Below are 11,169 nucleotides of genomic sequence, written 5' to 3' on the forward strand. Positions count from 1 at the left end.
ACCGGTTTCGGGTACTCTGGTATCTGCTCTTGTGAGCAAACATCTGGAGGATTCGCCTAGCGGCCTATGGCGCACGCCTGGAACGCGTGTTGGGTTCACGCCCTCGGGGGTTCAAATCCCCCATCCTCCGCTACGAACAGCGGCCCCGATCTGCATTGCAGACCGGGGCCGCTGTTTTCCTTTAACGACGACGACGACGACGGCGACGACGGTGCTCGGCGCCGGACAGGTGGTCGGTGTCGCCCCGCGTCCGCCGAGGTCCGCCGAGGTCCGCCGAGCTCCGGCTACGGTCGCCCAGGTTTCGCCGCCCAGGTTCCGTCTTAACTGTCCACGTTCAGCGATAACTGTCCAGGTTTTGCGGAACCAAAAGGCCCTGACCTGCGGGTTTGTATAAGCGGCCGCCAAAACGTGGACAGCAGGAGCAGGAGCACCGGCACGGGCGCGGACGCCTCGTCGTCGTCAGACCTGTTGGCGGAGCCGTGCGAGCCGACGGCGGGCAGCAGATTCGCTGGGGCCGGTCTTGCTCAGGCCCAGCCGGACGACGCCGAGCACCAGCCAGGTGGCGGGCTTGATCAGGATCCGCAGCGGCAGCGGAGTGCGCGGCCGCAGGCCCAGCAGGCGGCGCTGATCCTCAGGTAGGGTCTCGACGGCGGCGGCGAACAGGACGCTGTAGCCCAGCCGTTGGGAGCGGGGCAGCGGCGGGTGGCGGACGAACTCTACAGTTTCTTGCATGGCGGCCGAGGCTGTGAGTTCCGGCCGGTAGCTGTCCAGTTGGCGGCGTAGTTCGGCGAAGGTGCGGGGCGGATCGGTGACCTGCATCAGCTCGCCGGCTTTTGCCCATTCGGCCACATATTGGTCGGGGCCGCCGGACAGCCGCCTGCCGTAGGTGAGATAAGAAGTGACAAAAGCATCGGTAAAGGTCAGATGCACCCAGCGCAGCAGATGCGGATCGTTGGCATAATACGACTGCTGCTCGCCGGCCGAGTCGGTGTAGTTGCCGCGGACGCGTTCGTGCAGGTGCAACACCAAATCGCAGGCAGACTTGGCCGCGGCAGTGTCGCCGTAGGTCACGGTGAAGATCCACCGGATGGTGTTGGCCAGCCGGGCCAGCGGAGCGGCGCGATAGGCGGAGAAGTCGTCAACCCCGGCCAGCGCCCCGGGGTGCAGCGTCTGGACGAGCAGGGAACGGATGCCCGCCACCAATGTGGTCATTGAGCGGTGGACCGTCCATACCGCGGAATCGGGCGCGAAGTAGCCGGCGTCGTCGCCGTTTTCCAGCTCGAGTTCCCATTGCGGGACGGTGTCGCTTTGTCCGGAAAACGTGCCGCGCAGCTCATCGCGCCAGAGGATCAGGATGTTGCCCACACAGCCATTATGGGCGAGCGGACGGAGGTTGTGTACGGGGGAAACCGGTCTCCACGCGTTCGCTGGCGCTCACTTGGTCGACCACCGGAGGTCGACTACCGACCGGTCTCCACGCGTTCGCTGGCCCTCACTTGGTCGACCACCGCGAGGTCGAATAGCGACCGGTCTCCACGCGTTCGCTGGCGCTCACTTGGTCGACCACCGGCGGTCGACCGCCGGCGGTCGGGCGCTGCTACTTCTTGGCGAGCAGTTCCGGGTAGTACTTCTCGGTCACGTCCGGGTGGGCGCGCAGCCGGCCCTTGAGCATGTTGGCGCCGAAGCTGGAGAGCATCGGGTTGGTCGGGTCGTCGGTGCGTCCGCGGGACTCGGCCTTGAGCTCGTCCGGCAGCGGGACCGGATCGATCACGGCGTCCAGGCGCGGCGACCAGAAGAACGGCACCGAGTAGCGGTCCACGCCGGGCGGCGGAGCCTGCACGCGGTGGATGGTGGCGGTGATGTAGCCGTCGGTGGCGACCTCCAGCATTTCGCCCAGGTTCACCACCAGGGCGCCCTCGATCGGCTCCACCGGCAGCCATGCCTCGGACTCCGGCGGCCGGACCTCCAGCCCGCCGATCATGTCCTGCAGCAGCAGGGTGACGAAACCGTAGTCGGCGTGGACGCCCACGCCCTGGTCGCCGGCCTCCTCCACGACGCCGCCCACGTAGTGCACCAGCTTGCCCATCCAGTGCGGGGTGTCGGCGAACGGCTCGTCGAAGTAGTCCTCCGGCAGGCCCAGCCCGACGCCGATGGCGGCCAGCAAGTCGTGGCCCACCGAGGACATCAGCTCGGCCCAGGCCATTGCCTTCTCCCGCAGGTCCGGCTGCACTGCGTCCGGCCACTGGTTCGGGCCGCGCAGCAGCCAGTACTTCTGGTCGTCCGGGTAGTCGGCCACCGGCTCGCTCTCCGGCGAGTAGTCCAGCTGCTCGCGGGCATCGGCCCGGCCCTGGGTCCGCTCGGTACCCATCCGGGTGTAGCCGCGGAAGTGCGGGGAATTCCGGTTGTCCAGCTTGAGCCGTTCGTCCAGCGGCAGCTCGAAGAAGCGCTTGATCGCATCGAAGAGCTCGGCCACCTGGCCGTCGGCCGCGCCGTAGCCGACGATCTGGAAGAAACCGACGCGGTGCGCTGCGTCGCGCAGCTGGTCGATGAAGTCCGGATTGAAGCTGCCGTCCGCCAGCCGGGCGGTGCTCATGTCGAGGACAGGAATGGTTCCCTGAAAAGCGTTCATGCTGGCAGGCTAGCACCGGCTCCGCTGTCAATTGTTACGGACGTTACGATTTGCTGCGCCGGCAAAGGAATGCTTGACGTGCGGGGAAATCAGGCGTGCAATACGCCCCGGCACGGCACGGCACGCTGCGGTGCTCCTGTGCGCCGGCCCGGGACAGATCAGGCAGCCGCGCCCTTGTCCAGGCAGCCCCAGCCCGCAGCCCCGGCCTACAGCGTCTGCGCGATCGCCGCCCACGTCCGCAGGAACGCCGCGCCGGCCACCTCATGGACGGCCGTCGGGAAGCCCAGGTGGGCCGCGGTCAGCACCGGATACGGCTTCTGCGGCACGCCCTCGGCCGGCCGCACATCCACGTGCAGCACGGCATGGCCGTTGTGGTGCAGCAGGTCGGACATGGCGTAGTCCGTGCGCGAATCGCCCATGGTCCGCCAGGCGTGCGGCACCACGCCGTCGGCGGCCAGCATCTCCAGCGCCCGCTGCGCGCCCAGGTCCTTGCCCAGCTGCACCGATTCAATATCCGTGGCGATGATGTTCGGATCCACCCGGTAGTCAATCCGATCGTCGCTATCCGGTAGGTGCTGATCCAGCCGGGTGGCACCCATGTTGAACCGGGCCATCAAAGCCAGCACCTCGGCGTCGAACTTTTCCTGCACCCGGCGGTACTCCCGGTTCTCGGTGCCCACCACCTGCTCGACGGACACCATGGCCTTCTTGGTTTCGTCGAAGAACATGTAGCTGGAGTAGCCCGAGCTGACCAGCTTGCGCACCTCGGCGGCGAACTCCTGCGGCGGGGCAAGCGAGTGGTCCACATGGATGGTGCTGGGGCCGTCCGCGGTGAAGCTGAACCAGACGGCGCCCTTCTCGCAGACCGCGTAGCAGCGCACCCCTGCCGGCATCCCGGCGGCCAGCATCGGCTCCATCACCTGCTCGCGGATGAAGTGGTCGGAGCGCCCGGTGTTGAACACGATCGGCCAGCCCCGCTTGGCCATCACCAGCAGCGAGTGGATGATCTCCGGCGGCACCGTGCGGGTCACCGGCGAGGAGACCGGGCCGTCGACGTCCAGCAGCAGCCCGATGGGTGGCTGCTCGGGGCGGGCGGGGGCACCGGCGGTGAGGGTCATGATCCCAGTATGGCCGCCCGCCGGGACCTCTGGCACCCTCCAGTTTTTCCCAAGTCCGGGCGGCGAGGATGTGTTCGTTAGATCCATTGGGGAGTGGAAGCGGTACCGCAATGACAACGCTGCATGGGGAGAGCGCGGTCGTGACGGGGGCGGAAGGTGGCGCGAGCCTGCCGTCCGGTCTCTCGCGACGTGTCTTTGGAGTTCTGGTTGGAGCCGGCGTGGCCGGCGTGGTGGGTGGCGCCGGACTGTTGACGGCCAGCCACCAGCGGGCGGGCGGCACGGGGCCGGGCGGCGTGGAAACGTCCTTCGGGAGCGTGCGGTTGGTGTCCGCGGAGCGCCAGCATCGGTTGGCGTACGACGGCGGTGTTCCCGCCCCGGGCGCGGAATCCTCCGCTGCGTCGGGGCCGGCAGCGGCCGACGCGGCGCCCGGTGGGTCCGGGCACGCGGGACACGGAGCGATCGTGGCGGCGGCGCCGCAGCCGGCGAACATGACCTGGGGCGACCACTTGCTGGTGGAGCTGGAGGTGCAGAACAATTCGGACGGCCACCTGCTGTTCGCCCCCGGACAGCTGCGGCTGAAGGTGGGCCACGGCGGGCCGACGGTGACCAATCGGGACTCGGGGGACGCCGCAACGTTGGCGCCCCGGAGTACCGAGCGCTTCTGGATCAGCTTCCTGGTGCCGGCGGATGCGCAGAACTTCTCCGCGGAGTTCACCGATCCGTGGCTGCACGCCGCGCCGCTGGAACTCCAAATGCCCCGGGTGGCGCTGAGACCCGGCTGGCTGGACGAAGGCGGCCATCATGACTGAACAAGTTCCGGAGCCGGACGGCTCCGCGGGCGGGGCGGGGGCAGCAGGTGTCGAAACGGACCACGGCGCCACGGAAACAGCCGGTGTGGGGCGCTGGAACTTCCTCAAATACGGGGCCGCAGCCGGACTCGGCGCGCTGGCCCTGGGCGGACTGGGCGGTGCGGCACCGGCCCAGGCGACGGCGGCTGGACTAAGGAGCCCCGCCCGGTCCGCCGCTTCCACCGGGACCCGGCCCACCGCCGTCGTTCCCATTCCGGGCGTGCTGGACCTGTACATCAACGAGGGCTACCTGAAGATGGTGGATGACTCGCTGGTCTACCACCGCGGTTTCGGCGACCGGCCCACCGGGCTGCGCGACGCGTCGCCCAGCCTGGCCGTGGTGCCCAAGGTGTTCACCGCGGACGGGCGGGTGGTGGAATCGCGGACATATCCGCTGGGGGCCGCGCTGCCGCCCCGCGGCACACCGCTGCCGTACGGTCCCGATCCGGCGAACCCCGGGCAGTACTTCATCCGGCGCAACCACTGGGCCAGCTACTTCCCGGCGCGCACCATCATTGCCGAGGTCGGCTCGGCGCTGCGCTTCCGGGTGCACAACCGGCTGGCCAAGCACCACGAGTTCCTGCTGCACGACGTCGGACCAGGCCACGCGGACGTCGGCACCGGCCCGATTGCGCCGGGGGCGAGCGCCCTGCTGGAGCTGCCCTGCCCGCCGGCCGGCACGTACATCTTCACGGATCCGACCAACGCGCCGGTGGAGCGGACACTCGGGCTGTTCGGCGCGCTGGTCGTGATGGACCCGGTGCACCGGTGGGACATCACCCCCGGCAGGGCCAGCTTCGAACGGCAGTGGGTATGGATTTGCCACGCCGTGGAGTCGAACTGGGCGGCGATCGAGGCCGCCGGCGGCACCGTTGACCCGCTGCAGACCAAGGCGGTGCCGCGGTACTTCACGCTCAACGGGCGCAGCGGCTACGAATCGCTGGCGATGACCCGCAACGAGGCGCTGAACCTGGCCAGCGAAGAGGAAACCCTGGTCTCCGGGTATCCGCGGCAGCTCGATGTGCGCCAGTTCGGCGAAGGCACCACCGCCGGCACCCTGCGCGGCGGCCAGCTGGTCCGGCTGATCAACCCCGGCATTGTCTACCACCAGATCCACTTCCACGGGAACCACCTCTGGACCGTGCGGCGGAACAACTACCACTGGCCGCGGAACGAAGGGTACGTGGACAAGGAGGGCCACGTGGTGCTGCAGCAGTGGGAGGACGTGGTGGAACTGAAGCCGATGGACCGCAAGGACTGCATCATCCCGGTCAAGCGGCCGCCGGATGCGCTGGACCCGGTCTGGTACGCCCGGACCACGGACTGGGAGTACCCGATGCACTGCCATGCCGAGCCGTCGCAAACCGCCGCGGGCGGCATGTATCCGGGCGGCCTGGTGGCGCACTGGAACCTGAAGGCACCGATCCCCGGGGAGGGAGCATGAGCAACGTGACCGTGCCGCTGCGGCGGGACCCGGACGATCGGAAGTCCACCAAGCAGGACAAGCGGGAGGCGGAAGCCCGTCAGAAGAAGGAGGCGGAGGCCCGCAAGCGTGCTGAGGCGGAAGCGCGCAAGAAGAAGGAGGCGGAGGCCCGCAAGCGTGCTGAGGCCGAAGCGCGCAAGAAGAAGGAGGCGGAGGCCCGCAAGAAGAAGGACGACGACGAGCGGAAGCGCCGCGGCAAGCCGACCACTGCCCCGACGCCACGACCGACGCCACGACCGACGTCGCACCCGACGCCGCACCCAACGGCCACGCCCACCGCCGGACCAACGGCCGGGCCCACGCATGAGCCGACGAACGAGCCAACGGAAGCACCGACGTCGTCCCCTACCGGGGAACCAACGCAGGAACCCACGGCCAAGCCAACCCAGCAGCCGACGCCGAGTCCCCGACCCACCAACGACGACGACCGCCCGCGGCACAGGTTCCGCAGCCAGGTGGACTTCAGCTCAGACCAGTTGGACCTGGACCGCCCGGTCACGGAGTTCCGGCAGACGCCGCACTCGTCCGTCTATCTGGAGGTCTTCAACCGGGATCTGCGGTTCGACGACGGCGCCGAGTTCGAAATGTGGAGCTTCGACTCGCCGCAGTCCGGCCGCGGCTTCCCTGGGCCGCTGATCCGGCCGCTGGAAGGGAAGATCTTCCACGCCACGGTGCACCCGTCGATGGGCCCGCACACCATCCACTGGCACGGGCTGGAACCCGACCCGCGCAACGACGGCGTCGGGCACACCTCATTCGAGATCGGCGGCACCTACACGTACCAGTGGGCGCCGGAGCCCGGCCGTCCGGGAGACCCCAACTACGGCGCGGCCGGCACCTACTTCTACCACTGCCACGTCAACACCGTGCTGCACGCGCAGATGGGCATGTTCGGCCCGGTGATCGTGGATCCGGTGGTGCACCCCGACTATCCGGTGACGCCCGGCGCGCGGCGGGCGTTCGTCGACGGGCCGGAGTACGACATCGACACCGAGTCCATCTTGATCCCGTACTCGCTGGATCCTCGCTGGCATGAAATGCACCACGCGGCCGGGCTCTCCGGCGAAGACGTGGGGCTGAACCGGTTCGAGCCCAAGCACTTCTACCTGATGGGCGGCGAGCTGGTGCGCCGGCGCTCCGGCGACAACCGGGTGTGGAGCCTGTCGGCGCTGCGGGCCAACGTCGCCGGAGGCACGAAGAAGCCCACGCTGCTGCGCATCCTGAACGCCAACTACCTGCCCAACCACATGCGCTTTACCACCGTGGACGGCGAACCCGTGCGGATGGCGGAGCTGATCGCCCACGACGGCCGGCCGTTCCGTGACACCTCGGTGCCGGGTGCGCCGTCGATAACGTGCCGGGAGGCCGGCTATCCGCTGATGACCGACGTCTTGGCTTTCGGCGCCGCGGAGCGGTTCGACGTAATGCTGCATCCGCCGGAGCCGGGGGAGTACCGGCTGCGGGTCGAATGGGAGGACTGGATTACCGGCGAGGTCCTGGGCGTCCGAGAGGTGCCGATCACCGCGGCCTGACACCTGGCTCAGGTGCCGCCGGCGGCACCCGCACCGTAACCATTTGGCTACGGTCGGCGGCTCCCAGCGGTTTGCGTTTCATTCAACGCCGGAGTTCCTTAGGCTGGGTCCGTGATCTTCAAAGCCGTCGGCGACCATCGTCCCTATCCCGAGCATGGCCATGTCAGCCCCAAGGATTGGGCCGGTGTGCCGCCGCGCCAAGTGCGCCTCGACGAGCTGATCACCACCAAGTCCACGCTGGACCTGGACGCCCTGCTGGCCGAGGACTCCACGTTCTTCGGCGACCTCTTCCCGCATGTGGTGCAGTGGAAGGGCAACCTCTATCTGGAAGACGGGCTGCACCGCGCGGTCCGCACGGCGCTCCACCAGAGGGCCGTCCTGCACGCCCGGGTTTTGGTGGTCGATGACTGATACCAGCATCCCGCCGCCACCCAAACGCAAGCCCAAACAGCCCTTGGACTGGAAGGGCCAACGCGTCATCACCGAAGACGATTTGGATGTTGCCTTCGAAGACGACGGCAATGTGGAGAAGCCGCACATTTACCACCGCCGCATCCTGCACGGTGTGGTGCTGGTCCTGCTGGTGGGGCTGCTCATTGCGGCGGTGCTGGCGGCCATGGCCGTGGCTCGCGGAGACCTGAAGATCCCCGGCTGGGGTCCGCCGCCGCCGCCCGTGCCGGTGACTTGCCCGACCGGGACCTACGACTATCCGGACAACGGTTCCTTCCGGCTCAACGTCTACAACGGCACGCAGTTGGAGGGCCTGGGCAGCACGGTGGCCTCCCAACTGGCCGACCGCGGCTACGACATCGGCTCCGTCGGCAACAAGACGTTGAGTTTCTACGGCATGAGCGCCGTGGTTGTTTCCGGCAAGGCCGGCGAGGCCAACGCGTTCAACCTGCAGCGGAACATTCCGGACACCGAGTACGTGGCCGACGACCGCACCGACACCAGCGTGGACGTGGTGGTGGGCGCCGGCTACAAAGAACTGGTCCCCGCCAACCGGGTGGACCAGACGCCCGGCATGCTCAGCTGCCCGCGGCTCTCGCCGACCCCCGAACCGACTGAGTAAGCGCCTTTAGACGCGGACGGCCCGGCCGCCGTTCCGGCCATGTGCAAAGAAGTACAGCAGCGTGGCCAGCACCATGACCAGGGCCAGCATCAGGTACATGCCCGGGTAGTCGAGCACCGGAATGAGCGCGCCCAGGACAATCGGCCCGAGCCCGGACCCAACGTCCAGCATCAGGAAGAACGTGGACGTGGCGGTGCCGATCCGCAGCGACGGTGAGACCTTGACCGCGATCGCCTGCGCGCCGGACATGACGGTGCCGAAGCCGATGCCGCTGAAGATCGCCGAGCCGATGATGGTCAACAGGGTGGGCTCCGGAATGAGCAGCAGCAGGCCCAGCACAAACGAGATCAGGGTGGGGTACATGACGCTGTTGTCGCCGCGCCGGTCCTGGATCCGGCCGGCAAACAGCCGGGAGACCAGCACGGCCCCCGCGTAGACCAGAAAGAACACGCTGGCCGCGGAGGTGGAGCCCCGCGTCTCCGCGTAGGAAGTCAGGAAGGTCAGGATGCCTGAGTAGGAGGCTCCGGCCAGCAGGATGACGCAGGAGATCGGCAGCGCGGCCGTCTCGAAGATGTCGTTCAAGGTCATCCGGAACCTGCCGGGACGTTTCGCGGCCGGCAGCTCCGGCACCCGCAGGAACAGGGCCACCACCAGCGCCGCCACCGAGGCCGCGGCGCAGAAGTAGAACATGGCGTTGTAGTTGCCCAGCCCGGCCAGCAGCACGCCCACAAACGGGCCCACCGCCGTCGAGAGCGTGGTGGACAAGCCAAAGTATCCGGTTCCCTCGCCGCGCCGGGTGTGCGGAATCAGGGACTGTGCTGAGGCCGCCACGGCGGTGGTGCCGGCGCCGAAGGCCATGCCGTGCACGATGCGGAGCACCACCAGCCAGGCCAGCGATCCGGTGGGAATGTAGAGCAGCGAGGCGGCCACAAACATGGCCATGGTGATCAGGATCAGCTTCCGGCGGCCGACGATGTCCAGCAGCCGTCCGGCGAAAATCCTGGCGATGACGGAACCGATCACGAACGCGCTGGCAGCGAAACCGGCAGCGGTGTCCGAGGCCTGGAACCGGTCCGCGGCGTAGAGCGCCATGGTGGTCATCAGCATGTAGAAGACCATGGAGATGAAGAGGTTGACCACGATCGCCAGGATGAAGTTCTTCGTCCAGAGTTTCGCCGGTTCCTGATCCATCCCGCTATCAGTCCTCTCCAAGTCGGGCCGGTGCGCCGGCCGTTGCCAATAGGTGCAGTGCAGTCATGCGGAACCGATCCGCAGTCGCGCAGTCAGGGTGCGCCGCTGCCGTCGCTCGGTAGGACAGCGGACGCCACAGTCAAGGGGAAGCGGACCACCGCGGGACAGCAGCACAGCCGTCAGCCGATTCAAAGGGTCCGTGGCAGGAGTCCTCATCCCTGAGGAGCGCCAAGCCTTTCCACTCTACTGCCGGCCGTCGATCCACCCGGCAGGAAGCGCTATGACCTTAGCCACCGGGCACCGGGCACCGGGCCTGCGGTCGCGGGGGCATAACACCCACCGCACCCTTCAACAACCTATCGGCCCGGGAGTAGCATGTCGGCCAAGCGCCGCCACGGGAGGCGGCGGCCGGGCTATCAGATCGAGGAGAACGCGATGGGTGAGGCAGCGGCAGAGGCACCGTCAGCAGACCTGATGGTGGACTTGATCATTTCCCTGGACGGGTATGCCTCGGCCGAAGGCTGGCCCGGCTGGTGGGGCTTGGAGGGGCCGGAATACCTGGCCTGGCTAGATGAAGAGGGGAAGAAGGATTACACCATCCTGATGGGGGCGAACACCTACCGGCTGATGTCCGGGATGTCGGAGGAGGCTGCGGCAACGGACTCCGGCTTCTCCAGCGAGGAGGAGGAAAGCCTGGCCGGGCTTGCCGCCGTGCCGAAGGTGGTGTTTTCCTCCACCGTGCAGGAGCCGCTGGCCTGGCCGAACACAGAACTGGTCAGCGGCGACGCCGTCGAGGCGGTGCGGGAGCTGAAGCGGACCCGGACCGGGACCCTGAGCACGCTCGGCAGCCTTAGCCTGAGCCGGTCGCTGCTGACCGCGGGCCTGGTGGACCGGTACCGGCTGGTCGTTTTCCCGGTGATCACGGGCAAAACGGGATCCGAGCGGATCTACGACGGCTATCCCGACGTCGCGCTCGAGATGGTGGACAGCAAGACCTTCGACGGCCGGCTCCAGCTGCTCGAGTACCGCCCCACCCTGCTCGACGGTCCACTGGTCCGCGGACCGAAGTGAATTAACAGCAAACCGGCAGGACGCTCGAAAGGATCCTGCCGGTGCCGGTCAGTTAGGTCAGTTGCAGCCGTCCGGGCCGCACACCGCCCCGTCGGCGCTCGCCGACTGCGGCAGCACGGTCAGCGGGCTGCGCTCGTTCCACGCCTGCCGGATCGCCTGCGCGAACGCCTCGGCCGGCTGCGCGCCGGAGATCCCGTACTTGCGGTCCAGCACGAAGAACGGCAC

10 protein-coding genes, 1 tRNA gene and 1 pseudogene are annotated in these 11,169 nt (G+C 68.1%); 7 read left to right on the forward strand and 5 right to left on the reverse strand.

The features are described from left to right. Window positions 1-45: 45 nt before the first annotated feature. Window positions 46-130 (forward strand) — tRNA-Ser (locus tag AC5RWT_RS29445). A gap of 329 nt (window positions 131-459) precedes the next feature. Here AC5RWT_RS29445 and AC5RWT_RS29450 read toward each other — a convergent pair. The 3 genes from AC5RWT_RS29450 to AC5RWT_RS29460 form a co-directional block, all read right to left on the reverse strand. Beyond that, window positions 460-1,365: an oxygenase MpaB family protein gene (locus AC5RWT_RS29450; protein ID WP_494083296.1), complete on the reverse strand. Its 906-nt coding sequence runs from the start codon at window positions 1,363-1,365 to the stop codon at window positions 460-462. A gap of 232 nt (window positions 1,366-1,597) precedes the next feature. Further along, the gene (locus tag AC5RWT_RS29455; protein ID WP_494083297.1) at window positions 1,598-2,629 is read right to left on the reverse strand and encodes an isopenicillin N synthase family dioxygenase; all 1,032 of its coding nucleotides are present in this window, start codon (window positions 2,627-2,629) and stop codon (window positions 1,598-1,600) included. Window positions 2,630-2,835: 206 nt separating this feature from the next. Further along, window positions 2,836-3,747 (reverse strand): hypothetical protein, encoded by a 912-nt coding sequence (locus AC5RWT_RS29460; protein ID WP_494045365.1) that lies wholly within the window; start codon window positions 3,745-3,747, stop codon window positions 2,836-2,838. 110 nt (window positions 3,748-3,857) lie between these two features. Here AC5RWT_RS29460 and AC5RWT_RS29465 point away from each other — a divergent pair, with 110 nt between their 5' ends. The 5 genes from AC5RWT_RS29465 (at window position 3,858) to AC5RWT_RS29485 (ending at window position 8,682) form a co-directional block, all read left to right on the forward strand. Beyond that, entirely contained in the window at window positions 3,858-4,556 is a 699-nt protein-coding gene (locus tag AC5RWT_RS29465; protein WP_494083298.1) for a DUF4352 domain-containing protein, read from the forward strand. Then, window positions 4,549-6,039: a cupredoxin domain-containing protein gene (locus AC5RWT_RS29470; RefSeq protein WP_494083299.1), complete on the forward strand. Its 1,491-nt coding sequence runs from the start codon at window positions 4,549-4,551 to the stop codon at window positions 6,037-6,039. The genes AC5RWT_RS29465 and AC5RWT_RS29470 overlap by 8 nt, the downstream gene beginning before the upstream one ends. Then, window positions 6,036-7,610: a multicopper oxidase domain-containing protein gene (locus tag AC5RWT_RS29475; RefSeq protein ID WP_494083300.1), complete on the forward strand. Its 1,575-nt coding sequence runs from the start codon at window positions 6,036-6,038 to the stop codon at window positions 7,608-7,610. The genes AC5RWT_RS29470 and AC5RWT_RS29475 overlap by 4 nt, the downstream gene beginning before the upstream one ends. A 111-nt stretch (window positions 7,611-7,721) precedes the next feature. Beyond that, entirely contained in the window at window positions 7,722-8,021 is a 300-nt protein-coding gene (locus AC5RWT_RS29480) for a type II toxin-antitoxin system VapB family antitoxin (RefSeq protein ID WP_127514137.1), read from the forward strand. Beyond that, window positions 8,014-8,682 carry a LytR C-terminal domain-containing protein gene (locus tag AC5RWT_RS29485; RefSeq protein ID WP_494045361.1) on the forward strand — a complete coding sequence of 223 codons (669 nt, stop codon included), beginning with the start codon at window positions 8,014-8,016 and terminating at the stop codon, window positions 8,680-8,682. The genes AC5RWT_RS29480 and AC5RWT_RS29485 overlap by 8 nt, the downstream gene beginning before the upstream one ends. Window positions 8,683-8,688: 6 nt before the next feature. Here AC5RWT_RS29485 and AC5RWT_RS29490 read toward each other — a convergent pair whose 3' ends face one another. Further along, entirely contained in the window at window positions 8,689-9,873 is a 1,185-nt protein-coding gene (locus AC5RWT_RS29490) for an MFS transporter (RefSeq protein ID WP_494083301.1), read from the reverse strand. Between the two features lie 435 nt (window positions 9,874-10,308). Here AC5RWT_RS29490 and AC5RWT_RS29495 point away from each other — a divergent pair, with 435 nt between their 5' ends. After that, a complete protein-coding gene (locus tag AC5RWT_RS29495; protein WP_494083302.1) occupies window positions 10,309-10,944 on the forward strand; it encodes a dihydrofolate reductase family protein in 636 nt (211 codons plus the stop codon). 57 nt (window positions 10,945-11,001) lie between these two features. On the opposite strand, the pseudogene AC5RWT_RS29500 reads toward AC5RWT_RS29495, so the two are convergent. Continuing rightward, a pseudogene (locus AC5RWT_RS29500) lies at window positions 11,002-11,169 on the reverse strand (DsbA family oxidoreductase); the annotation flags it as partial.

It is taken from the genome of Arthrobacter sp. Dra40 (assembly GCF_059091905.1).

Bases quoted from the DNA above. Each gene is read 5' to 3' on its own strand.
- AC5RWT_RS29470 (WP_494083299.1), top strand. From the start codon at position 4,549: ATGACTGAACAAGTTCCGGAGCCGGACGGCTCCGCGGGCGGGGCGGGG.
- AC5RWT_RS29455 (WP_494083297.1), bottom strand. From the start codon at position 2,629: ATGAACGCTTTTCAGGGAACCATTCCTGTCCTCGACATGAGCACCGCC.
- AC5RWT_RS29465 (WP_494083298.1), top strand. From the start codon at position 3,858: ATGACAACGCTGCATGGGGAGAGCGCGGTCGTGACGGGGGCGGAAGGT.
- AC5RWT_RS29475 (WP_494083300.1), top strand. From the start codon at position 6,036: ATGAGCAACGTGACCGTGCCGCTGCGGCGGGACCCGGACGATCGGAAG.
- AC5RWT_RS29460 (WP_494045365.1), bottom strand. From the start codon at position 3,747: ATGACCCTCACCGCCGGTGCCCCCGCCCGCCCCGAGCAGCCACCCATC.
- AC5RWT_RS29485 (WP_494045361.1), top strand. From the start codon at position 8,014: ATGACTGATACCAGCATCCCGCCGCCACCCAAACGCAAGCCCAAACAG.
- AC5RWT_RS29490 (WP_494083301.1), bottom strand. From the start codon at position 9,873: ATGGATCAGGAACCGGCGAAACTCTGGACGAAGAACTTCATCCTGGCG.
- AC5RWT_RS29495 (WP_494083302.1), top strand. From the start codon at position 10,309: ATGGGTGAGGCAGCGGCAGAGGCACCGTCAGCAGACCTGATGGTGGAC.